This window comes from Klebsiella sp. H-Nf2, from assembly GCF_002806645.1.
Taxonomy (GTDB): domain Bacteria; phylum Pseudomonadota; class Gammaproteobacteria; order Enterobacterales; family Enterobacteriaceae; genus Klebsiella; species Klebsiella variicola.
The window spans coordinates 83,539-105,102 of the sequence record NZ_PIBL01000012.1 but is presented as its reverse complement, the minus strand read 5'-3'; the positions used below and the strand labels follow the sequence as shown (position 1 = coordinate 105,102).

Annotated in this window: 23 protein-coding genes and 3 tRNA genes; 10 read left to right on the top strand and 16 right to left on the bottom strand. The window is 56.6% G+C overall.

All coding sequences use genetic code 11. From position 1 onward, the window contains the following. Positions 1-8: 8 nt before the first annotated feature. Together radA and serB are read right to left on the bottom strand one after the other, a co-directional pair. Positions 9-1,391, bottom strand: coding sequence for a DNA repair protein RadA (radA, locus tag CWM58_RS22885; protein ID WP_061155839.1), 1,383 nt, complete (start codon positions 1,389-1,391; stop codon positions 9-11). Positions 1,392-1,400: 9 nt separating this feature from the next. Beyond that, positions 1,401-2,372, bottom strand: a complete 972-nt coding sequence (serB, locus tag CWM58_RS22880) for a phosphoserine phosphatase (RefSeq protein WP_016160266.1) — start codon at positions 2,370-2,372, stop codon at positions 1,401-1,403. Between the two features lie 104 nt (positions 2,373-2,476). Here serB and CWM58_RS22870 point away from each other — a divergent pair, with 104 nt between their 5' ends. After that, entirely contained in the window at positions 2,477-3,124 is a 648-nt protein-coding gene (locus CWM58_RS22870) for a YtjB family periplasmic protein (RefSeq protein WP_012542920.1), read from the top strand. After that, positions 3,124-4,140 (top strand): lipoate--protein ligase LplA, encoded by a 1,017-nt coding sequence (lplA, locus tag CWM58_RS22865; RefSeq protein WP_100681863.1) that lies wholly within the window; start codon positions 3,124-3,126, stop codon positions 4,138-4,140. The genes CWM58_RS22870 and lplA overlap by 1 nt, the downstream gene beginning before the upstream one ends. Before the next feature lie 79 nt (positions 4,141-4,219). On the opposite strand, the gene deoD is transcribed toward lplA, so the two are convergent. The 12 genes from deoD to CWM58_RS22805 form a co-directional block, all read right to left on the bottom strand. Continuing rightward, complete coding sequence (gene deoD, locus CWM58_RS22860; RefSeq protein WP_002887789.1) at positions 4,220-4,939, bottom strand: purine-nucleoside phosphorylase; 720 nt, start codon at positions 4,937-4,939, stop codon at positions 4,220-4,222. Positions 4,940-5,041: 102 nt separating this feature from the next. After that, positions 5,042-6,265 carry a phosphopentomutase gene (gene deoB, locus CWM58_RS22855; protein WP_012542922.1) on the bottom strand — a complete coding sequence of 408 codons (1,224 nt, stop codon included), beginning with the start codon at positions 6,263-6,265 and terminating at the stop codon, positions 5,042-5,044. Between the two features lie 52 nt (positions 6,266-6,317). Next, positions 6,318-7,640, bottom strand: coding sequence for a thymidine phosphorylase (gene deoA / locus CWM58_RS22850; RefSeq protein WP_077274709.1), 1,323 nt, complete (start codon positions 7,638-7,640; stop codon positions 6,318-6,320). Between the two features lie 113 nt (positions 7,641-7,753). Beyond that, positions 7,754-8,533, bottom strand: a complete 780-nt coding sequence (gene deoC / locus CWM58_RS22845) for a deoxyribose-phosphate aldolase (protein ID WP_077274749.1) — start codon at positions 8,531-8,533, stop codon at positions 7,754-7,756. A gap of 415 nt (positions 8,534-8,948) precedes the next feature. Beyond that, the gene (locus CWM58_RS22840; RefSeq protein WP_100681862.1) at positions 8,949-9,734 is read right to left on the bottom strand and encodes a TatD family hydrolase; all 786 of its coding nucleotides are present in this window, start codon (positions 9,732-9,734) and stop codon (positions 8,949-8,951) included. Continuing rightward, complete coding sequence (locus CWM58_RS22835) at positions 9,731-10,804, bottom strand: patatin family protein (RefSeq protein ID WP_074387118.1); 1,074 nt, start codon at positions 10,802-10,804, stop codon at positions 9,731-9,733. The genes CWM58_RS22840 and CWM58_RS22835 overlap by 4 nt, the downstream gene beginning before the upstream one ends. Positions 10,805-10,957: 153 nt before the next feature. After that, positions 10,958-11,119, bottom strand: coding sequence for a DUF1328 domain-containing protein (locus CWM58_RS22830; protein ID WP_002887716.1), 162 nt, complete (start codon positions 11,117-11,119; stop codon positions 10,958-10,960). Between the two features lie 129 nt (positions 11,120-11,248). Continuing rightward, on the bottom strand, positions 11,249-11,869 hold the full coding sequence (gene osmY, locus CWM58_RS22825) for a molecular chaperone OsmY (RefSeq protein WP_048267429.1): 621 nt from the start codon (positions 11,867-11,869) through the stop codon (positions 11,249-11,251). Positions 11,870-12,088: 219 nt separating this feature from the next. Then, complete coding sequence (gene prfC / locus CWM58_RS22820) at positions 12,089-13,678, bottom strand: peptide chain release factor 3 (RefSeq protein ID WP_100681861.1); 1,590 nt, start codon at positions 13,676-13,678, stop codon at positions 12,089-12,091. A 90-nt stretch (positions 13,679-13,768) separates the two neighbouring features. After that, positions 13,769-14,446, bottom strand: coding sequence for a pyrimidine 5'-nucleotidase (gene yjjG / locus CWM58_RS22815; protein WP_061155848.1), 678 nt, complete (start codon positions 14,444-14,446; stop codon positions 13,769-13,771). Between the two features lie 14 nt (positions 14,447-14,460). Continuing rightward, on the bottom strand, positions 14,461-14,907 hold the full coding sequence (rimI, locus tag CWM58_RS22810) for a ribosomal protein S18-alanine N-acetyltransferase (protein ID WP_008807531.1): 447 nt from the start codon (positions 14,905-14,907) through the stop codon (positions 14,461-14,463). Further along, on the bottom strand, positions 14,876-15,289 hold the full coding sequence (locus CWM58_RS22805; protein WP_004146046.1) for a DNA polymerase III subunit psi: 414 nt from the start codon (positions 15,287-15,289) through the stop codon (positions 14,876-14,878). The genes rimI and CWM58_RS22805 overlap by 32 nt, the downstream gene beginning before the upstream one ends. A gap of 102 nt (positions 15,290-15,391) precedes the next feature. Here CWM58_RS22805 and rsmC point away from each other — a divergent pair, with 102 nt between their 5' ends. The 4 genes from rsmC to CWM58_RS22785 all read left to right on the top strand — a co-directional run bounded on the left by rsmC (position 15,392) and on the right by CWM58_RS22785 (position 16,911). Next, the gene (rsmC, locus tag CWM58_RS22800) at positions 15,392-16,420 is read left to right on the top strand and encodes a 16S rRNA (guanine(1207)-N(2))-methyltransferase RsmC (RefSeq protein WP_061155849.1); all 1,029 of its coding nucleotides are present in this window, start codon (positions 15,392-15,394) and stop codon (positions 16,418-16,420) included. A 171-nt stretch (positions 16,421-16,591) separates the two neighbouring features. Continuing rightward, a tRNA-Leu gene (locus CWM58_RS22795) sits at positions 16,592-16,678 on the top strand. 28 nt (positions 16,679-16,706) lie between these two features. Beyond that, positions 16,707-16,793 (top strand) — tRNA-Leu (locus CWM58_RS22790). Positions 16,794-16,824: 31 nt separating this feature from the next. Beyond that, positions 16,825-16,911, top strand: a tRNA-Leu gene (locus CWM58_RS22785). A gap of 21 nt (positions 16,912-16,932) precedes the next feature. On the opposite strand, the gene CWM58_RS22780 is transcribed toward CWM58_RS22785, so the two are convergent. Next, complete coding sequence (locus CWM58_RS22780) at positions 16,933-17,172, bottom strand: DUF1435 domain-containing protein (RefSeq protein WP_061156421.1); 240 nt, start codon at positions 17,170-17,172, stop codon at positions 16,933-16,935. Between the two features lie 102 nt (positions 17,173-17,274). Between CWM58_RS22780 and CWM58_RS28845 the strand changes: the two genes are divergently transcribed. From CWM58_RS28845 to fhuF, 3 genes are all read left to right on the top strand, one after another. Further along, positions 17,275-17,412, top strand: coding sequence for a hypothetical protein (locus CWM58_RS28845; protein WP_226682212.1), 138 nt, complete (start codon positions 17,275-17,277; stop codon positions 17,410-17,412). A 23-nt stretch (positions 17,413-17,435) separates the two neighbouring features. Beyond that, positions 17,436-18,482: a GGDEF domain-containing protein gene (locus CWM58_RS22770; RefSeq protein ID WP_061155851.1), complete on the top strand. Its 1,047-nt coding sequence runs from the start codon at positions 17,436-17,438 to the stop codon at positions 18,480-18,482. Positions 18,483-18,593: 111 nt separating this feature from the next. After that, positions 18,594-19,382 (top strand): siderophore-iron reductase FhuF, encoded by a 789-nt coding sequence (fhuF, locus tag CWM58_RS22765; RefSeq protein WP_100681860.1) that lies wholly within the window; start codon positions 18,594-18,596, stop codon positions 19,380-19,382. Positions 19,383-19,429: 47 nt separating this feature from the next. Here fhuF and CWM58_RS22760 read toward each other — a convergent pair whose 3' ends face one another. After that, positions 19,430-20,773 carry a PTS sugar transporter subunit IIC gene (locus CWM58_RS22760; RefSeq protein ID WP_061155853.1) on the bottom strand — a complete coding sequence of 448 codons (1,344 nt, stop codon included), beginning with the start codon at positions 20,771-20,773 and terminating at the stop codon, positions 19,430-19,432. A 332-nt stretch (positions 20,774-21,105) separates the two neighbouring features. Here CWM58_RS22760 and CWM58_RS22755 point away from each other — a divergent pair, with 332 nt between their 5' ends. Further along, complete coding sequence (locus CWM58_RS22755; protein WP_100681859.1) at positions 21,106-21,564, top strand: YbaK/EbsC family protein; 459 nt, start codon at positions 21,106-21,108, stop codon at positions 21,562-21,564.

Below are 21,564 nucleotides of genomic sequence, written 5' to 3'. Positions count from 1 at the left end.
TTAACTTATTATAAGTCGTCAAAAACGCTTAGCGCGTCTGAAAGCTTTTTCACACCAAAGATTTGCATGCCTTCCGGCACTTTTTTCGGCACATTGGCCGCCGGGACGATGGCGCGGCGGAAACCATGCTTCGCCGCTTCGGAGATACGCTCCTGACCGCTCGGCACCGGGCGGATCTCGCCGGCTAGCCCGACTTCGCCAAAGACGACCAGATCCTGCGGCAGCGGGCGGTCGCGCAGGCTGGAAACCATCGCCAGCAGCAGCGCCAGATCGGCGCTGGTTTCAGTGACTTTGACCCCGCCAACCACGTTGACGAAGACGTCCTGATCGGCCATCTGTAGGCCGCCGTGGCGGTGCAGCACCGCCAGCAGGATCGCCAGACGGTTCTGTTCCAGCCCCACCGCCACGCGGCGCGGGTTGGACATCATCGAGTGATCCACCAGCGCCTGGATCTCCACCAGCAGCGGGCGAGTCCCTTCCCAGACCACCATCACCGAGCTGCCGGAAGTGACTTCATCACCCCGGCTGAGGAAGATGGCGGACGGGTTGCTGACTTCGCGCAGGCCCTGCTCGGTCATGGCGAAAACGCCGAGTTCATTGACCGCGCCAAAACGGTTTTTATGGCTGCGCAGGGTGCGGAAACGAGAATCGGCATCGCCGTCCAGTAGCACCGAGCAGTCGATACAGTGCTCCAGCACCTTCGGACCGGCCAGCGAGCCGTCTTTGGTAACGTGGCCGACCATCACAATCGCCACGCCGCGAGTTTTGGCAAAGCGCGTCAGATAGGCCGCGGTTTCACGTACCTGGGCGACACTGCCCGGCGACGACTGCACGTCAGCCATATGCATCACCTGAATGGAGTCGATCACCATCAGCTGCGGCTTTTCTTCATCGGCAATCTGACAGATCTGCTCAATGCTGGTTTCCGAGAGCATGTTCAGGTTCGCCGTTGGCAACCCGAGACGATGCGCGCGCATCGCCACCTGCTGCAGGGACTCCTCCCCGGTGACGTACAGGGTTTTCATCCCCTCCGCCAGTTTGCAGAGGGTTTGCAGCAGCAGCGTCGATTTCCCCGCGCCGGGGTTACCGCCAATCAGGATAGCGCTGCCCGGCACTACGCCGCCGCCCAGCACGCGGTCAAATTCTTTAAAGCCGGTGGAGAAACGCGGCAGCGCTTCCAGGCTGATGTCCGACAGCTTCTGTACCTTCGACACGCCGGCGTTACCGGCATAGCCTGACAGACGCTCGTTTCTCGCCACCTGCGGCGACGCGGCGATGCGCATCTCGGTGATGGTATTCCAGGCATGGCAGGCGCTGCACTGCCCCTGCCAGCGCGGATAATCCGCACCACATTCATTACAGACAAATGCGCGTTTTGGAGCTTTCGCCACGTTTACCTCTTACTTTTGGTTCATGCTGCCCGAGAGAATACAGAATACCCCCATCAGGTCAGCGTGGCGGATAGTCACTTCCGCCTGTTCATTCACTTTAGGCTTCGCGTGATAGGCGATGCCGAGGCCTGCCGCCTTAATCATCGGCAGGTCGTTAGCGCCATCACCGATAGCCACAGTTTGCGCCGTTGGGATCTCATACTTTTCCGCCAGCTTGCGCAACGTATTGGCTTTATATTTCGCATCGACGATATCGCCGAGCACGTTGCCGGTGAGCTTGCCGTCGCGGATCTCCAGTTCATTGGCGAACACCGCGTCGAGATGTAGCTTGTCGCGCAGGTACTCCGCAAAGAAGGTGAAGCCGCCGGAGGCGATCGCCACTTTCCAGCCCAGCGTTTCCAGCTTGAGCACCAGCTGTGCCAGGCCCGGCATCAGCGGCAGCGCGTCGCGAACCTGCAGCAAAATACTGGCATCCGCATCTTTCAGCGTCGCCACGCGCTGGCGCAGGCTGGCGGTGAAGTCCAGCTCCCCGCGCATCGCCCGCTCGGTCACTTCCGAGACCAGCTCGCCGGTGCCGGCCAGTTTCGCAATCTCATCAATGCATTCGATCTGGATCGCCGTGGAGTCCATGTCCATCACCAGTAGCCCTGGGGTGCGCAGATGGGGGATTTTACCCAATGGCGCGACGTCCAGCCCCGCCTCATGCGCCAGTCGCGTCGCACGGGGAGTCAGCGAACCGGCCAGGCGGATCACCTGGTAATCCTCGACCACCCAGGAGGCAACGATCACTAACGCGGCGCCCAGCTCGCGCTGCCAGTCCGTCAGACGGCGCTTATTCAGCCCACGCCCGTACAGCAGCCAGCCGCTGCGCCCGGCGTGATAATCCAGCGGCATGACCTCATCGCCGCTCAGGGAAAGCGGCAACCCAGGCCACAGGGAAACGTCTTCAGGCAGGTCGCACCAGGTCAAACTGTTAGGCATTACGGCTCCACATCTCTTCATTCAGGCGAGGAAAATAACGCATGAGGCTACCTTGTAACCAGCGCTTCTGGCAACATTAAGCTGCAAATTTTCAAAGGTGGAATATGGTTCGCGCAAAACTGAAATTCCGGCTGCATCGTGCGGTCATTGTCCTTATCTGTCTCGCCCTGCTCGTCGCATTGATGCAGGGCGCTTCGTGGTTCAGTCAGAACAGTCAGAAACAACGCAATCCGCAGCTGGAAGAGCTGGCCCGCACGCTGGCGCAGCAGGTGGTACTGAATCTCGTACCGCTGATGCGCAGCGAAACACCGGACGAGAAGCGCATTAATCAACTGTTGACGCAGCTGACCCATAACAGCCGCGTACTGGACGCCGGCGTGTATGACGAACAGGGCGACCTGGTGGCACGCTCTGGCGAAAGCGTCGAGGTTCGCGACCGGCTGGCGCTGGATGGCAAAAAAGCCGGCGGCTACTTCAACCAGCAGATTGTCGAGCCGGTTCCGGGAAAAAACGGTCCGCTGGGCTACCTGCGTCTGACCCTCGATACCCATACCCTGGCGACCGAGGCGAAGCAGGTGGATAATACCACCAATATATTACGCCTGATGCTGTTGCTGTCATTGGCTATCGGCGTGGTGCTGACCCGCACGCTGCTGCAGGGCAAACGCACCCGCTGGCAGCAATCGCCCTTCCTGCTCACCGCCAACAAGCCGGTTGAGGATGAAGACGATGAAAAGAAAGGAAATCTATAATGTCCACATTGCGCCTCCTGCTCTCTGACTCTTACGACCCGTGGTTCAACCTGGCGGTCGAGGAGTGTATTTTCCGCCAGATGCCCGCCACCCAGCGGGTGCTGTTCCTGTGGCGCAATGCTGATACCGTGGTCATCGGCCGCGCGCAGAACCCGTGGAAGGAGTGTAATACCCGACGCATGGAAGAGGACCACGTACGGCTGGCCCGTCGCAGCAGCGGCGGCGGCGCGGTGTTCCATGACCTCGGCAATACCTGCTTTACCTTTATGGCAGGCAAACCGGAGTACGACAAAACCGTCTCCACCGCTATCGTGCTGGCGGCGCTCAATTCACTCGGCGTAACCGCCGAAGCCTCCGGGCGCAACGATCTGGTGGTCAAAACTGACAACGGCGACCGCAAAGTCTCGGGCTCCGCCTATCGCGAAACCATGGACCGCGGTTTTCATCACGGTACCCTGCTGCTGAATGCCGATTTAAGCCGCCTCGCTAACTACCTTAACCCGGACCAGAAAAAGCTACAGGCTAAAGGCATTACCTCGGTGCGCGGTCGCGTGGCGAACCTGGTTGATCTGCTGCCGGGCATTACCCATCAGCAAGTTTGCGAGGCGATTCAGGAGGCGTTCTTCAGCCATTACGGCGAAAGGGTGGACGCCGAGGTGATCTCCCCGGACAACACGCCGGACCTGCCGAATTTTGCCGAGACCTTCGCCCGCCAGAGCAGCTGGGAGTGGAACTTCGGTCAGGCGCCGGCCTTCTCTCATCTGTTAGACGAGCGCTTTCGCTGGGGCGGCGTTGAGCTGCATTTTGATGTCGAGAAAGGCCATATCACCCGCGCGCAAGCCTTTACCGATAGCCTGAACCCGGCGCCGCTGGAGGCCCTGGCGGCACGCTTAGTTGGCTGTCAGTATCGGGCGGAAGTCTTGCAGCAGCAGTGTGAGGCGCTGGTCGGGGATTTCCCGGAGCAGGAAGCGGAACTGAAAGAACTGTCGACGTGGATGGCCGGTGCGGTGCGCTAATAAAAAAGCCCGCTGCGCTTAGCGGGCCTGGAAAACCGTAGGCCGGATCAGGCGAAGCCGCCACCCGGCACAACAGGTCTTATTCTTTATCGCCCAGCAGTACCGATTCCAGCGCGATTTTGATCATATCGTTGAAGGTCGTCTGACGCTCAGCGGCAGTGGTCTGCTCGTGAGTACGGATGTGGTCGGAAACGGTACAGATGGTCAGCGCTTTCGCGCCGAACTCCGCCGCGACGCCATAGATCCCGGCCGCTTCCATTTCCACGCCCAGGATGCCGTATTTTTCCATCACGTCAAACATGGACGGGTCCGGCGTATAGAACAGATCAGCGGAGAAGATGTTGCCAACGCGCGCGTCAACGCCCAGCGCTTTCGCCGCGTCTACCGCGTTACGCACCATGCCGAAATCGGCAATCGCCGCGAAGTCGTGGTCTTTGAAACGCAGACGGTTCACTTTAGAGTCGGTGCACGCGCCCATGCCGATCACCACGTCACGCAGTTTGACATCTTCACGCACCGCGCCGCAGGAGCCCACGCGGATGATTTTCTTCACGCCGAAATCGGTGATCAGCTCTTTGGTGTAGATTGAGCAGGACGGGATACCCATCCCGTGGCCCATCACGGAGATTTTGCGGCCTTTATAGGTGCCGGTGAAGCCCAGCATGCCGCGTACGTTGTTCACTTCACGCACGTCTTCAAGGAAGGTTTCTGCAATGTGCTTCGCGCGCAGCGGGTCGCCCGGCATCAAAACTACGTCAGCGAAATCGCCCATTTCTGCGTTAATGTGAGGAGTTGCCATCTTCAGTTCCTTTTACATTGTTGTTTTTGCCGGGTGGCGGCTACGCCTTACCCGGCCTACAAATCGTAGGCCCGGATCGCTGTGCGCCACCGGGCAATGACCTCAGAACATGGCTTTGCCATATTCCATGTCAGACGTACCAAAGTATTTCGCAATAGTCTGGCCGATGTCCGCGAAGGTTTCACGGTGACCGAGCGAACCCGGTTTCACTTTCGGGCCATATACCAGCACCGGAATATGCTCGCGGGTATGGTCGGTACCGGTCCAGGTCGGGTCACAGCCGTGGTCGGCGGTGAGGATCAGAATGTCGTCTTCCCCTACCAGCTCCATCAGCTCCGGCAGACGGCGGTCGAACAGCTCCAGACCCGCTGCGTAGCCGGCGACATCGCGACGGTGGCCCCAGGAGGAGTCAAAGTCGACGAAGTTAGTGAAGACGATGGTCTCGTCGCCCGCTTCCTTCATCTCTTTGATGGTCGCGTCGAACAGCGCGTCCAGCCCGGTGGCTTTCACTTTCTTAGTGATGCCGCAGTTGGCGTAGATGTCGGCGATTTTACCGACGGACACCACGTGGCCGTTTTTCTCGTCAACCAGCTTCTGCAGTACGGTCGGCGCCGGCGGTTCGACCGCCAGATCGTGACGGTTGCCGGTACGCTGGAAGTTACCGGCTTTATCGCCGATAAACGGACGGGCGATGACGCGGCCAATGTTGTAGCCGCCTTCGGTCAGCTCTTCACGCGCGATTTCGCACAGCTCATACAGCTTGTCGAGGCCAAAGGTCTCTTCGTGACAGGCGATCTGGAACACCGAGTCAGCAGAGGTATAGAAAATCGGTTTCCCGGTTTTCATGTGCTCTTCGCCCAGTTGATCGAGGATCACCGTCCCGGAAGAGTGGCAGTTGCCGAGGTAGCCCGGCAGGTTCGCACGCTTCACCAGCTTATCCAGCAGCTCCTGCGGGAAGCTGTTTTCATGGTCGCTAAAGTAGCCCCAGTCAAACAGCACCGGCACACCGGCGATTTCCCAGTGACCGGACGGCGTATCTTTACCAGAAGAGAGTTCATGCGCCCAGGCATAGGCACCAATCACTTCGGCATTGCCATCCATTCCGGCGGCAATTTTACCGGTAGAACCTTCATGCGCTTTCACCAGACCCAGACGGGTCAGGTTCGGTAAATTCAGCGGGCCTTTGCGGCCATTGTCAGCCTCGCCTTTGGCGCAGGCTTCCGCAATGTGGCCCATCGTATCGGCGCCGACGTCGCCAAAGCGGTCAGCGTCTTCCGTTGCACCAATCCCAAAGGAGTCCAGCACCATGATAAATGCACGTTTCATCTTGTTCTCCATACATCTTGCGCTGCAAAAAAGCGATCAGATCAGTATATCGCTATTCAGTGATGCGGCGATAGACTGTCGGTGTAATTTCCGGGGCTTTATCGTCCAGTTTAATGGCCGCTTTGACCGCTTTCGCGGCCTCCTGCCAGCTGTTCTCGTCTTTGGCATGGATCACCGCCAGCGGACGCTGTCCGTCGACGCGATCACCCAGACGCGCCATATCGGTAAAGCCAACGCTATAGTCAATGGTGTCTGATGCCTGGCGGCGGCCGCCGCCCATAGAAACCACTGCCATTCCCAGCGCGCGAGTATCCATCGCGCTGATAAAACCTTCGGTATCAGCATAGACCGCTTTGCTCAGCATCGCCGTCGGCAGATAATGATCATAATTCTCGACAAAGTCGGTCGGCCCTTTCTGCGCCGCGACCATGCGGCCAAAGACTTCCGCCGCTTTACCGTTATCCAGCACCGCCTGCAGCTTCGCGCGCGCCTCGGCGTCATCCGCCGCCAGCTTGCCGGAGATCAGCATTTCCACACACAGCGCCATCGTCACGTCGAACAGGCGTGGGTTGCGATATTCGCCGGTCAGGAACTGCACCGCTTCGCGAACTTCAACGGCGTTGCCGGCGCTGGATGCCAGCACCTGATTCATATCGGTCAGCAGCGCTGTGGTACGCACGCCGGCGCCGTTGGCAACACCCACGATCGCTTCGGCCAGCGCGGCAGAGAGTTCATAAGTCGGCATAAAGGCACCACTGCCGACTTTGACGTCCATCACCAGCGCGTCCAGCCCTTCCGCCAGTTTCTTGGCCAGAATCGAGGCGGTAATCAACGGGATGGAGTCCACCGTCGCGGTAATATCGCGGGTGGCATAGAAACGTTTGTCGGCCGGAGCAAGCGAGCTGGTCTGCCCGATAATCGCCACGCCGACATCTTTAATAATCTCGCGGAAGCGGTTGTCGTCCGGGAAGATATCGAAGCCCGGGATCGCTTCCAGTTTATCCAGCGTACCGCCGGTATGGCCGAGGCCACGCCCGGAGATCATCGGTACATAACCGCCGCAGGCGGCCACCATTGGCCCCAGCATCAGCGAGGTCACGTCACCCACGCCGCCGGTGGAGTGTTTATCGACGATCGGGCCGTTGAGGTTAAGACTTTTCCAGTTGAGAACGGTGCCGGAATCCCGCATCGCCATGGTCAGGGAAACACGCTCCGGCATGGACATATCGTGGAAGAAAATGGTCATCGCCAGCGCGGCGATCTGTCCTTCTGAGATAGTATTGTCGCGGATGCCGTTGATGAAAAAGCGGATCTCTTCATCGCTTAATGCATGACCATCACGTTTTTTACGAATAATTTCTTGTGCGAGAAACACGGTAACCTCCCAAAGAGAATAAATTGCCGGATGACGGCGCGAGCGCCTTATCCGGCCTACAGGCATCCATTCGTAGGCCGGATAAGCGCAGCGCCATCCGGCAAATCAAGGGATTAGTAGCTGCTGGCGCTCTTGCCGTCGCCGTGGCCCAGCGCTTTCAACAAGCTAGCCAGCAGGCTGGATGCGCCAAAACGATAGTGACGGGCATCGGCCCAGTCGGCACCGAACAGTTCATCTGCAATCGCCAGGAACTGCTGCGCATCTTCCGCGCTGCGTACGCCGCCGGCAGGCTTGAAGCCAACGGTTTTCTCAACGCCCATATCGCGGATCACTTCCATCATGATGCGCGCACTTTCCGGCGTCGCATTCACCGGCACTTTACCGGTCGAAGTTTTGATAAAGTCAGCGCCTGCCTTGATAGAGATTTCAGACGCTTTGCGGATCAGCGCTTCTTCTTTCAGCTCACCGGTTTCGATGATCACTTTCAGCAGCACGTTGGCCGCCGCACAAGCCTCTTTACAGGCTTTCACCAGGTCGAAACCAACCTGCTCGTTGCCGGCGATCAGCGCGCGGTACGGGAAGACCACGTCCACTTCATCTGCACCGTAAGCGATCGCTGCGCGGGTTTCCGCCAGCGCAATGTCGATATCGTCATTACCGTGCGGGAAGTTGGTGACCGTAGCGATGCGAATATCCGGCGTCCCTTGCTCATTCAGCGTTTTACGGGCAATCGGGATGAAGCGCGGGTAGATGCACACCGCCGCAGTATTACCCACCGGGGTTTTCGCCTGATGACACAGGGCAATGACTTTCTCATTGGTGTCGTCGTCATTCAGAGTGGTCAGATCCATCAGTTTTAACGCGCGCAGGCTGCTTGCTTTTAAATCAGTCATTTCATACTCCGCCGGCGTCAGGCCGGATCAATAGTTTGTTCACCTTGCGAGTCTGTTACTATTGTAACATCCACTCGCCGCTACACTTCGACATTCATCACAGTTAATGAAAACTACTTACTAATTTGCATTACTGTGATGTGATATAAATCACAATTAATCATCAGTTATCGCGACGCTTACCTTTACGTCCTGTTTAAGCATAACCGGCAAAGCGCAGTGAGTGATGATGTTATTATTCTAACATATTCCACTGAAGTTTCTCGACGCCACGGCGCACAATTTGTGCATACCGTCGCCATAAACAACAGTTTATTGTTGAGATATAAAGAATTTTAGATGGATAAAAAATGATGGAATTATCACAACAGGCGCAACCCGAGGCCTGCTTCGCCTCGGACGGAAAAGGAGAAACTTAGGCCGCCAGCGCGGAAAAGAGGCTTTTGGTATTCGCCATCACCGCGGCTTCAATCGTCGGTGCTGGTTCCGCGCGCAGTTCACATAGCGCGTCAAATACGCGCGCCACCTGTTCAGGGCGGTTCGGCTGGCCCTGAAAACCATTCAGCGGCATATCCGGCGCATCGGTCTCCAGCAGCAGCGCGGAAAGTGGCAGACGCGCCATCACTTCACGGGTTTTGCTGGCGCGCGGATAGGTAATGGTGCCGCCAACGCCAATCTTATAGCCGAGCTGAACGAAGCGCTCGGCCTGCTGCAGGCTGCCGGCGAAGCCATGTACCACGCCGGTGCGCGGCAGGGCATGTTTTTTCAGCAGCATCGCCAGCTTATCGTGGGTGCGTCGGGAGTGGAGGATAACCGGCAGATCGTAACGCTTCGCCAGCCTCAGTTGCTCCTCCAGCAGCGCTTGCTGACGGTCAAACTGCGGATCGTCGCGATAGAGATCGAGGCCAATCTCCCCCACCGCCACCAGTTTTGGCGGGCGCAGGGACAGACACTTCTCCAGCTGCGCCAGCCCCTCATCGGCATGCTGCTCAATGACGATCGGATGCATGCCCAGCGCGGCGTACAGCGCCTCATGCTGCGCCGCCAGCGCCAGCACCCGGTTAAAACGCGCAGCGGAGATAGCCGGGACAATGATCTGCCCGACACCAGCCTGCGCCGCTCGCGCCAGGCTGGCGGTTTCATCCTCGGCGAAGGGAGGAAAATCAAAGTGGCAGTGGGTATCGATAAAACGGTGGCTCATGCCAGATCCTCATGATCAAAGCTGGCGTCATTCGCCTGCGGTGCAGGAATGATGGTCGCCTGAGGCGCTTCATTGGCCACCGGTACGGGCGGCACCACCACCGGCGCAGGCCGGGCAATACGCGGCGCATGGCGCAGCAGCGGCGGCCGATCAGCCAGCAGTTTACCTACCGTCGCCAGGAAATAGCGGCCACACTGACGGCCGGTTTTGTAGTCCTCCAGCAGCGCCGGCAGCCGACTGCCAAGTGCCATACTGCGCAATGGCCGCTGCGGGTAGATTTCGAAGATCCGCAGCTTACCGGGCGGCTTCTCGATGAACTGCTGGATAGCGCGGTAAGTGTTTTCGTGGTGGTGCACCAGATTGACCAGCGGCTGTAGGCTGCTCTCCCCCAGCCAGCGCTCCATCCGCTTAAACCACTGCGGGGTATAAAACATCTGCGAGGGGACGGTACGGATCACCACGATGGTCTGCGCACCACGGCGGGCCGCCTCCTGCACCGGGACGGCATCGCTAATACCGCCGTCAAGGTAGCTGACGCCGTCAAGCAACACGCCGCTGCGATAAAAGCCGGGGATGGCGCTGGAGGCGCGGATCAGGTCCAGCCATGTTTGCGGCGTCGGCGAAAAATAGCTGGCAGAGTAATCGTCACCGCGGCAGGCACACATCCACAGCTCTTTCCCCAACGCGAACTGCGCTTCGGCGTAGTTCATGGCCAGCGGCATTTGCTGTGAGGTGGCCTCCACCAGCCAGTCGAGGTCGATAAGGTTGCCGCCGCGGACAAAGCGCATCGGATCGAAAAACTGGCGTGAGGTGGTGTAGCGGGTAATGACTTTACGGGCATACCCTTGTTGATTACACATATAGGCAGAGAGATTTTGCGCGCCGGCGGAGGTGCCCAGCATTATGTCGAAGGGGTTAAATCCGGCGCGCATGAATTCGTCCAGCACCCCGGCGGTGAAAATCCCTCGTTGACCACCCCCTTCGCACACCAGCGCCAGCTTGCCCGGTCGAAAGGGTTTAACCGCCAGCGGGGCGATATTGCCCAGCGTGACGGGAATGCGTTGCCCCACCCTGCTTTCCTGTTCGATTGGTCTTCTCCTGACAAAGTAACGCAATTTGTCTGTCGCTTAAACCGCGAAAGCCAGTCCGGAGGACTGGCTTTGTGTAAGATGACGTGTCAGTAAAAACGCTCAGGCTTCAGCATCGCCCGGATTGTGGGCCACCTAAGGACGTCTGCGTCCTGTAAACAGGCTCACCAGGAACAGGATAATCCCGACGACAAAGACGATTTTCGCGGCGCCAGCGGCAGTACCCGCCAGACCACCAAAGCCCAGGGCCGCAGCAATTAATGCAATGACCAGAAAAATAATTCCCCATCGAAACATACTTTTCTCCTTACCATAATGGACGGTGAACAGCGGTTTTCGCACCCTTTCTGTATAGCTCATCGCTCAGTGGATGCTGCTATTCGTTCGGCAACCTTGGCCAGACAACACTTTTGTTAATAACTCGATTTACTTAACGCTAAGATCGTTGCGGACACTTTTCACGCCGGAGACCGCTTTCGCAATCTCTGCCGCACGCTCCGCCTGCGCCGCGGAAGCCACCGTACCGGTCAGATGCACCGCGCCGGCGTTGGTTTCAACTTTCACATTGCGTGAAGGAACAATATCATCCGCCAGCAGCTTGGCTTTCACTTCACTGGTAATGGCGGTATCCCCGGCATACCCTTTCAGCGTCGCTGTCTCACTCGATGAGGTGTGATGGACCTTCAGCTTATCGTCGACGCGAGAGACGCCTTCGACCCCTTTCGCTACGCTCAGTGCCTGGCTTTTCTGCTCAGCGCTGTTGACGTTGCCACTGAGGGTGACCACTTTGTTTTCCGTTTTCACCGAGATATCGCCGGAGTTAATATCTTTATGGTCGATCAGCGCCGCTTTTACCCGCGCGGTAATGGTGCTGTCATCCATAAAATCGCCGACTTTGTTAATCGAATTGTCTACCGCCTCTCCCGCATTGCTGGCAGCCGACTTCGCACTGTCTACCGTTGTTTTTTCCGTCTCTGCCGAGGCGTTCAACGCGGCTAAGCCTAAGAAGAGCGCCAGCAACATATTGGCATTCTTTAGTCTGGTCATCGTGATGTCCTCGTTTTTTCACCAGCGCTGGCGTTTGAAAGCAGTGAATTACGCCAGCATTTTTAAAATCACGAATTAAATATAGTAGACAGACGAAGGGGTTGCGGATGATATGGACAAAAAACAGACGAATTAGCGGTGTTTTAAGAACTTTCCAGAAGGAGGGAAACGCGGGCCTGGGAAGAAAAAAGCGCGGGCTATGCCGCGCTTCATCAGGGATTAGTGTTCGCGCGTTTTGCGGAACACCACGTCAGGATAACGCTCCTGCGTCAGGTTCAGGTTGACCATCGTCGGGGCGATATAGGTCAGGTTATCGCCGCCATCCAGCGCCAGCTGAACTTCGTTTTTACGTTTAAACTCTTCGAATTTCTTCACATCCGTGGATTCAACCCAGCGCGCGGTGGCCACGTTGACCGATTCGTAAATCGCTTCCACGTTGTATTCGCTTTTCAGACGCGCTACCACCACGTCAAACTGCAGCACACCAACGGCGCCGACGATCAGATCGTTATTGGCGATCGGACGGAAGACCTGTACCGCACCCTCTTCAGAGAGCTGAACCAGCCCTTTCAGCAGCTGTTTCTGCTTCAGCGGATCCTTCAGGCGAATACGACGGAACAGTTCCGGTGCGAAGTTCGGAATACCGGTGAACTTCATCATCTCGCCCTGGGTGAAGGTATCGCCAATCTGAATGGTGCCGTGGTTATGCAGGCCGATGATATCGCCCGGATACGCTTCTTCAACGTGAGAACGGTCGCCAGCCATAAAGGTCAGTGCGTCGGAAATCACCACATCCTTGCCAATACGCACCTGACGCAGCTTCATGCCTTTCTCATATTTGCCGGACACCACACGCATAAAGGCCACGCGGTCGCGGTGTTTCGGGTCCATGTTGGCCTGAATTTTAAACACGAAACCGGTGAATTTCTCTTCTGCGGCCGTCACTTCACGCGTATCGGTGTTACGCGGCATCGGCGCCGGCGCCCACTCCACCAGGCCATCCAGCATATGGTCAACGCCGAAGTTACCTAACGCGGTCCCGAAGAACACCGGGGTGATTTCGCCCGCCAGGAACAGATCTTTATCGAACTCGTTTGACGCGCCCTGCACCAACGCCAGCTCGTCGCGCAACTGCTGCGCCAGGTCTTCCCCCACCGCCGCGTCGAGTTCCGGGTTGTTGAGCCCTTTCACGATGCGCACTTCCTGAATGGTGTGGCCTTTACCGGTCTGATACAGGTAGGTTTCGTCTTTGTAGAGATGATAAACGCCTTTGAACAGCTTGCCGCAGCCGATAGGCCAGGTAATCGGCGCGCAGCCGATTTTCAGCTCATTCTCAACTTCATCCAGCAACTCCATCGGATCGCGGATATCACGGTCGAGTTTGTTCATAAAGGTGAGGATCGGCGTGTCGCGCAGACGGGTAACTTCCATCAGCTTACGGGTCCGGTCTTCAACGCCTTTCGCCGCGTCAATCACCATCAGACAGCAGTCAACCGCCGTCAGAGTACGGTAGGTATCTTCGGAGAAGTCTTCGTGCCCCGGAGTATCCAGCAGGTTCACCAGGCAGTCGTGGTACGGGAACTGCATCACCGAGGTGGTGATTGAGATCCCACGCTGCTTTTCCATCTCCATCCAGTCGGACTTTGCATGCTGGCTGGAGCCACGGCCTTTTACGGTACCGGCGGTCTGAATCGCCTGTCCGAACAGCAGCACCTTTTCGGTGATGGTGGTCTTACCGGCATCCGGGTGAGAAATAATGGCAAAAGTGCGGCGTTTGGCCACCTCTTGCAGATAAGGAGACAACGTCATAATTAATCTTCTAAGTAAACGCAGCAACGGGCTGCGCATGTGGAATACGAAAAATTGCGGCTATTTTACCCATCAATGGGGGGGAGGCAATCAGTGTTTACACAGGAGCTGCTCCAGTTCGCTTAACGAGGTCACCGTCCAGTCGGGCCGCAGGTCTGCCGGCAACGTTTGCTGGTGCGCATTCAGCCAGCAGGTGGCCAGTCCGGCATTGACGCCGCCGCGGATATCCGACTCGGCGGTATCGCCGACCATCAATACCCTGTCGCGCGACGGGTTACCCGCCTGCGCCAGCGCGTAATCGAAGATACGCGCATCCGGCTTGGCGACGCCGACTTCTTCAGAAATAATCAGTAAATCAAAGTGATCGCGTAAACCTGTGCGTTCCAGACGAGTCTGCTGCAGCGAGGTAAAACCGTTGGTGATGATGCCCATCCTGACCTTGCCCTGCAGCGCGTTGAGCAGCGAGACCGCCCCCGGCAGCGGGGCACAGATTTCCGCCATCGCATTCATAAACGCGTCGTTGAGCTCACCCGGCTTAACGTTCAAACGTTCCGCCCAGCTGTCAAAGCGCTGGTGCTGCAGCTGCAGCGAGGTGATGACGCCGTTTTGATAATCCACCCACAGCGGCTTATTCACGGCCTGATAGTCCTGAAAATCTTCGGCGGTAAATGTCACGCTGTAGTCGAGAAACATCCGCTGTAAGCCGCTGAAAGAATCAAACGAAAACAACGTTTCATCGGCATCAAAGAAAATCCAGTCCCATTTCATCGTATCACCTTGTCTTACATACTGATTGGCAGAGCCATAATAATGGCGTCTTCGCGCCCGTCGACCGTCGGATAGTAGTTGCGGCGGATGGTCGCTTCGTTAAAGCCCACGCTTTCATAGAGCGCAATGGCGGCAGCGTTGGAAGCGCGCACCTCCAGCCACAGCGTGACGACGCCGCGTTTTTCAACTTCATCAATAACATGTTCCAGCAGTTCCCGTCCCAGGCCACGGCGCTGGTATGCCGGATCGACGGCGATGTTAAACAGCGTCGCTTCATCGAGGACTATCTGAGTAATGGCGAACGCCGCCATTTCTCCATCCACTGCCAGTTGGTAATTCAGATAACGTTCACCCTGATTGCTGGCAAAGGTCTGTTCGCTCCACGGGAAAGCGTGGGCGCGTTTTTCGATTTGCCAGGCGTTGGATAAATCAGCCGTGCTGAGGGTAGAAATCGTGTTCATGTGCGCAGATTTGTTGCCAGAGCGCCCTGCGAGCGGGCGCGCTGGTCTGAAGTTCATCAAAAGCGGGGGTGGACACCTGGGCGCCCGCCAGCGGCAGCGACGCCTCTGTGCCCAACCGCCAGCTGTTGCAACGGCTGTCCTGCGGCAGCATCGCCACCCGCTCGGGGGTAAGCTGCAGGACCTGATCTGGCGTCACGGCCAGCGCGCGTAATATGTCGCCAATCAGCGGCTCTGTCAGCGACGGCGGGGTTTCTGCCACCATCACCAGACGAATATGTTCAGGAAGCGAGATAGCGATTTCGCCCTGCAACGCCCCCGGTCGGCGCAGCGACCACTGGGTAATGCCCAGCTGCTGTAATTGCCAGTCTCGTCGGGATGTCATAGCGAAACACTCCTGGTAAACAAGCGCGCAATATAGCAAATCCGTCGTATCTGCGCCAACAAACTACTATAATCGGCGCCAGTCTTAATGAAGGAGTGTTTCATGTCCGCTTTTACCCCGGCAAGTGAAGTCTTGCTGCGCCACAGTGATGATTTCGAGTCCGCCCGCGTTCTGTTTGCCGGTGACCTGCAGGATGACCTGCCTGCGCGTCTGGATACCGCGGCCAGCCGCGCTCATACCCAACAGTTCCACCACTGGCAGGTCCTGAACCGTCAGATGGGTGACAACGTCCGTTTTAGCTTAGTGGCCGAGGCCGCCGACGTCGCCGATTGCGACACCCTGATCTACTACTGGCCGAAGAACAAACCCGAGGCGCAGTTCCAGCTGATGAACCTGCTCTCTCTGCTGCCAGTGGGAATTGATATTTTCGTCGTTGGGGAAAACCGTAGCGGCGTTCGCAGCGCAGAGCAAATGCTGGCCGAGTATGCCCCGCTGAATAAAATCGACAGCGCCCGTCGCTGTGGTCTCTATCATGGCCGTCTGGAAAAGCAGCCGACCTTCGACGCCGAAGCTTTCTGGGGCGAGTATGCGCTGGATAATCTGACGATTAAAACGCTGCCTGGCGTGTTTAGTCGCGACGGTCTGGACGTCGGCAGCCAGCTGCTGCTATCCACTCTCGAGCCGCATACCAAAGGGAAAGTGCTGGACGTCGGCTGCGGCGCGGGCGTACTGGCCGCGGTGTTGGCCAGCCATTCGCCGAAGGTGCGTCTGACGCTGTGCGACGTCAGCGCCCCGGCAGTTGAAGCCAGCCGCGCCACGCTTGCCGCTAATGGTTTTGCAGGCGATGTGTTTGCCAGCAACGTCTTCTCCGAGGTCAATGGCCGATTCGATATGATTATTTCGAACCCGCCATTCCATGACGGACTGCAGACCAGCCTCGAAGCCGCACAGGCGCTGATCCGCGGCGCTGTTCGCCATCTGAACAGCGGCGGCGAACTGCGCATTGTCGCCAACGCCTTCCTGCCATATCCCCAGGTGCTGGATGAGATGTTCGGCTTCCATGAGGTGATCGCCCAGACAGGACGCTTTAAGGTCTATCGCACCATCATGACCCGCCAGGCGAAAAAATAATCGCCTTCTCGCGCCAGCGACCCATTCGGGGTACCGCTGGCGCTTCCTCCAGGCAAACCCGCCCATTTTTGCAGCAATCGATACAACCTGCATAATTAACTATTGACGTGCCGCCGAAAACCACTAGAATGCGCCTCCGTGGTAACGATACTTTCATAGTGTCGATGGTATGCGAAGGTGGCGGAATTGGTAGACGCGCTAGCTTCAGGTGTTAGTGTCCTTACGGACGTGGGGGTTCAAGTCCCCCCCCTCGCACCATAATCCACGAAGATATTGCTCGCACTGGGCGAAGGTGGCGGAATTGGTAGACGCGCTAGCTTCAGGTGTTAGTGTCCTTACGGACGTGGGGGTTCAAGTCCCCCCCCTCGCACCAACGAGGCAATATCCTAAAGAAAGAATACTGTGCGAAGGTGGCGGAATTGGTAGACGCGCTAGCTTCAGGTGTTAGTGTCCTTACGGACGTGGGGGTTCAAGTCCCCCCCCTCGCACCAATATTCTTCTCTCTTCTGGCATTATCCCCTCAGTTTGACATCCAGAATCATCAGCATTATTCCACCAATCAATGCAACGCAAGATGGCAGCAGGATAAAATGGCGCAGTTGGCGATGCCATATCATCGCCGCGGACATCAGCATGCCCACCGCGACCAGCGCTCGCCACACATCGGCCGATACCCCGGCATACCCGAGAGCGGCAATCAGCACGCCGGGAACCACCACACCCCAACCACTCCCTAATGCTCGCTGCAACATGGCTTCACCTCTCATATCGATAATGATAACCAATATCATATGATAATTTTTATCATTTGTCATTTACCCTGCGCCCGCAGCTTATTCTTTACGTTCGCGGTAATGACATACATTCATGAAGGTGATAAATTAAGCGGATTACCGATATATATTAAATATTTTGCTTATTTTGCAAATAACCTTTTTTTGCACATTGTTATCAGACTCTTCATTTTTGGCTTTCATCATTTTGAAATTTAACGACTAATAATGATTCTTCCGATATGACTGCACAAACCTGGCGAGCACACTACGCACAAAAATATCAATATTCCTTACGGCTTTTTTTACTGCTTAATTTCATTTCCTCCACTCTGTCGCTGGTCAGCCCACTATTTACGGTAGTTCGTTTTACGCTGCCCTGTGCCCTGATCGTGGCCTGCAGCGGGCTGTTGCTGCTCTGGCACTGGAAATGGCCGCAAGCGAAAATAAATATTCCGGCTATCTCATTGTTATTTGGTATGCTCTGGGCATGGCACGTGGTGGCAAAAGCGATGCTATTGACACCGCCACATTTTAACTATCTGGTGATCGCCCTATTAAGCATTCTGTTTATCGGCACCATCGCTTTTTCCAATAATATCACTGCCTTTACCCTTCACTCTTTACCGACTTTCCTTGTCTGCCTGATAATGTCAGAGGGGGAACAATGGTTGCGCATGACCTACTGTTTTGTGCTGCCTATTGCCGGTATTACCCTGCAAAATATTATCCAGAAGCGCAACGATGCCTTCACACAAGGATTAATGGATAAACTGATGCAGGAACGCAACACGCTCAACGATCTCAGTATGCTGGACCCCCTGACCGGTTTGTATAATCGCCGCGGGCTGCAGAACCGCCTCGACACCCTGCTGGCGCTGGACGGCGACAACCACTTTGTGCTGCTCCTCGATATCGATCACTTTAAAGCTTATAACGACCACTATGGCCATATGATGGGCGACCAGGCGCTGATTCGCGTCTCTGCCGCGATCCGCAACGCCGTGCGCTCGCGCGATATTGTCGCTCGCTTTGGTGGGGAAGAGTTTATGGTGCTGCTGACCAACAGCAGCGAGGAAACCGCCTGGCAGGCTGCCGAACGCATTCGTCAGCGGGTCTATGATCTGAAGATCCCGCATATGTTTAATGAAAGTGTCGCCACCAACGTCACCATCAGCATTGGTCTGACGCCGTTAATTGATGACAATATTGAGCAAGCGCTGGAACGAGCTGACGGCGCACTGTATGAGGCCAAAAATAAAGGACGCAATATTATTCTTGCCAGTTAGCTTTACCTTCGCGCGCCGCGGTATCGCGGCGCCGACAAACTCCTTGCCATGCCGCCTGCAAACAACTAATATCGGGAATCATTATCATTTAGATTTGTATTTGGAAATCAAATGGCCTGGCGCTCCCTTTCTCTTAGCGATGAACTTATCTGGCGGGCTCCCTTCCCGACGGCTGAACGTGCGCTGGCGGAGAGTATTCGGGAAAAAATCACTGCCCTGCGCCCTCATCTGCTGGATTTCCTGCGTCTGGATGAACCTGCCCCGCCGCATGCGTTAACGCTCGCCGAGTGGTCGCAACCCACCGCGTTACGATCCCTGCTGGCCACCTGGTCCGATCACATCTACCGTCATCAGCCCACGCAGCCGCGTGAACCGAAGCCCCTGCTCTCACTCTGGGCCCAGTGGTATATTGGTCTGCTGGTGCCGCCGCTGATGCTGGCGCTGCTTAATGAACCGCAGGGACTCAGCCTGGCGCCAGAATATTTCCATGTCGAATTTCACGAGAGCGGCCGGGCTGCCTGCTTCTGGATTGACGTGTATAGCGATGCCAGGATAGCAGCGCTTTCATCGCCGGCGCGGATGGAAGCCCTGGTGATTCGTACCCTGCAGCCGGTGGTTGAGGCGCTGGAAGCGACGGGCGAGATCAATGGCAAACTTATCTGGAGTAATACCGGCTATCTGATCAACTGGTATTTAGGTGAAATGCGCACGCTGCTGGGCGATGCGCAGGTCGCCGCTCTGCGTCAGCACTGCTTCTTTGAAAAACAGCTCGCCGATGGTCAGGATAACCCACTGTGGCGAACGGTGGTGCTGCGTGAAGGGCAGTTAGTCCGACGCACCTGCTGCCAGCGCTATCGCCTGCCGGATGTCCAACAGTGCGGCGACTGCACGCTGAAATAACCCCCTGCCCGTCATAAAACGGGCGGCCGCCGCCGCCCGCTCACGAGTTATGCGGTTTGCTGACTCTCCTGCTCCGCCCGTTCGGCCTCTTCCGCTTCCTGAGCAAGCAGTTGTTTCTCATACACCTTAAAGAACGGGAAGTAGATAATCGCCGACACGCAGGCCAGAACAATCACCAGAACCGCCGCCCGGAAATCCCAGCCCAGCGCCCAGGCGCCGCCAATCGGTGCTGGCGCCGTCCACGGTACCACCGAGATAACGCGGCCAATCAGATCCAGCTTCATTGCTGCCCAGGCCAGCACCGCGTTCACCATTGGCGCCAGCAGGAACGGAATAAAGAACACCGGATTCATGACGATAGGCGTCCCAAAGATAACCGGCTCGTTAATGTTAAACAGGCTTGGCACCACGCTCAGACGGCCAATGGAGCGCAAATGCGCTGAGCGGCTACGCAGATAACAGAACACCAGCCCCATGGTCGCCCCGGACCCACCAACCACAATGAAGAATGTCCAGAACGCCTCCATGAAGATATGTGGCAGAGGGGCCCCCTGGGCCAGCGCCTGCTGGTTCATACCAAGGTTGGTCAGCCAGAACATCTGCAGCATCCCGGAAACAATCGCGGCGCCGTGGATCCCGGCAAACCACAGCAGGTGGCCAATAAGCACCGCCAGCAGAATTGCCGGCAGAGAGTCGGCTGCCGAAACCAGCGGTTTGAAGATGGCCATAATGGCCTGCGGGATCAGCATATCAAAATGGTGCTGGATAAACAGACTCAGCGGATAGAGCGTCAGCACCACCACCAGCACCGGGATCAACAGATCAAACGAGTTTTTGATCATCGGCGGAACCTGATCCGGCAAGCGAATGCCGATGTTATGCGCCTTGAGAAAACGCATCATCTCCACGCAGTAGATCGCCACCAGAATGGCGGTAAAGATCCCCGTCCCGCCGAGGCTATCCACCGGTAGCGTACCCTGCGTCTTCGGCGCGGCAACCAACAAAAAGGCCATGATCGACAACATTGCGCACATAAAGGGATCAAGCTGATTGGATTTCTCGTAGTGTTTACCGAGGTTATAGGAGATCGCCGCGCAGATGTAGATCGACATGATCCCCATCGTCATATCAAAGGGGGTCAGAATTCGTCCCTCAAACTCTTTTGCCAGATCCAGCCAGGCGCGGGCAAAACCCCAGGTGGTATCCGGTGAGAAAGGTGGATAAGCAAACACCAGCAGGAACGATCCGACGATCATAAATGGCATCGCTGAGATAAAACCGTCACGGATAGCCATGACGTGACGCTGCGATGAGATCCGCCCTGCTATGGGGCTTATGTAATTTTCTACAAAGCGAAATATCAAATTAAACGCAGCATGGTTAGCAGACATAGTAGCCCTCCTGACAGGCTATTGATACTGGCCCAACAACGATTACCCTGCCGTTACGATGACCGTTTTTGATGCAGCAGGCCGTTGATGGATTACCGGCTATACTGCTCATGACGCAACGATTCATACACGGCTCTTATGTTATAAATAAAGTGAGAAGTGACTGTTCCAGTATTCATCTCTACGCGCCCAACCGCAACCGGTTACAGTAACCGGTTACGGTGAATGTGAAGGAGATCGACAAAATAGAAAGAATCTGGATTGTCCGCGCTGTTATTTACACTCCGCCAGGCTTGTGACAGATTTAACCAGGCTTAAATCAGGAGAATCCAATGAGTCTGCAGTCTGTACGGCAGTTTTTTGCCGAACACGCCCCCGATATCGAAATTATTGAGTTAACTCAGAGTACCGCCACCGTCGCGCTCGCCGCTGCCGCGCACAATGTTGAGCCGGGACAAATCGCCAAAACGCTGTCGCTCAAGATCAAGGATAAGATTGTACTGATCGTCGCCAGGGGCGATGCGCGGCTCGATAACAAAAAGCTGAAAGAGACCTTTGGTGCGAAAGCCAGAATGTTAAGCAGCGATGAGGTGGTGACCTGGACCGGTCATCCGGTAGGAGGCGTGTGCCCTTTTGGTCTGGAAAACCCGCTGGCCGTCTATTGCGACGTCTCGCTCAGGCACTATCAGGAGGTGCTACCCGCAGCGGGAGCCATTCACAGCGCCGTTCGTATTGAACCAGAACGAATGGCGCAGCTCACCGATGCGACATGGGTAGATGTGTGTTTATAG

What these genes read in the sequence shown, in the direction of transcription:
- serB (WP_016160266.1), bottom strand. Translation starts at nt 2,372, where the DNA reads ATGCCTAACAGTTTGACCTGGTGCGACCTGCCTGAAGACGTTTCCCTG.
- CWM58_RS22870 (WP_012542920.1), top strand. Translation starts at nt 2,477, where the DNA reads ATGGTTCGCGCAAAACTGAAATTCCGGCTGCATCGTGCGGTCATTGTC.
- lplA (WP_100681863.1), top strand. Translation starts at nt 3,124, where the DNA reads ATGTCCACATTGCGCCTCCTGCTCTCTGACTCTTACGACCCGTGGTTC.
- deoD (WP_002887789.1), bottom strand. Translation starts at nt 4,939, where the DNA reads ATGGCAACTCCTCACATTAACGCAGAAATGGGCGATTTCGCTGACGTA.
- deoB (WP_012542922.1), bottom strand. Translation starts at nt 6,265, where the DNA reads ATGAAACGTGCATTTATCATGGTGCTGGACTCCTTTGGGATTGGTGCA.
- deoC (WP_077274749.1), bottom strand. Translation starts at nt 8,533, where the DNA reads ATGACTGATTTAAAAGCAAGCAGCCTGCGCGCGTTAAAACTGATGGAT.
- CWM58_RS22840 (WP_100681862.1), bottom strand. Translation starts at nt 9,734, where the DNA reads ATGAGCCACCGTTTTATCGATACCCACTGCCACTTTGATTTTCCTCCC.
- CWM58_RS22830 (WP_002887716.1), bottom strand. Translation starts at nt 11,119, where the DNA reads ATGTTTCGATGGGGAATTATTTTTCTGGTCATTGCATTAATTGCTGCG.
- osmY (WP_048267429.1), bottom strand. Translation starts at nt 11,869, where the DNA reads ATGACCAGACTAAAGAATGCCAATATGTTGCTGGCGCTCTTCTTAGGC.
- prfC (WP_100681861.1), bottom strand. Translation starts at nt 13,678, where the DNA reads ATGACGTTGTCTCCTTATCTGCAAGAGGTGGCCAAACGCCGCACTTTT.
- yjjG (WP_061155848.1), bottom strand. Translation starts at nt 14,446, where the DNA reads ATGAAATGGGACTGGATTTTCTTTGATGCCGATGAAACGTTGTTTTCG.
- rimI (WP_008807531.1), bottom strand. Translation starts at nt 14,907, where the DNA reads ATGAACACGATTTCTACCCTCAGCACGGCTGATTTATCCAACGCCTGG.
- CWM58_RS22805 (WP_004146046.1), bottom strand. Translation starts at nt 15,289, where the DNA reads ATGACATCCCGACGAGACTGGCAATTACAGCAGCTGGGCATTACCCAG.
- rsmC (WP_061155849.1), top strand. Translation starts at nt 15,392, where the DNA reads ATGTCCGCTTTTACCCCGGCAAGTGAAGTCTTGCTGCGCCACAGTGAT.
- CWM58_RS22780 (WP_061156421.1), bottom strand. Translation starts at nt 17,172, where the DNA reads ATGTTGCAGCGAGCATTAGGGAGTGGTTGGGGTGTGGTGGTTCCCGGC.
- CWM58_RS28845 (WP_226682212.1), top strand. Translation starts at nt 17,275, where the DNA reads ATGACATACATTCATGAAGGTGATAAATTAAGCGGATTACCGATATAT.
- CWM58_RS22770 (WP_061155851.1), top strand. Translation starts at nt 17,436, where the DNA reads ATGACTGCACAAACCTGGCGAGCACACTACGCACAAAAATATCAATAT.
- fhuF (WP_100681860.1), top strand. Translation starts at nt 18,594, where the DNA reads ATGGCCTGGCGCTCCCTTTCTCTTAGCGATGAACTTATCTGGCGGGCT.
- CWM58_RS22760 (WP_061155853.1), bottom strand. Translation starts at nt 20,773, where the DNA reads ATGTCTGCTAACCATGCTGCGTTTAATTTGATATTTCGCTTTGTAGAA.
- CWM58_RS22755 (WP_100681859.1), top strand. Translation starts at nt 21,106, where the DNA reads ATGAGTCTGCAGTCTGTACGGCAGTTTTTTGCCGAACACGCCCCCGAT.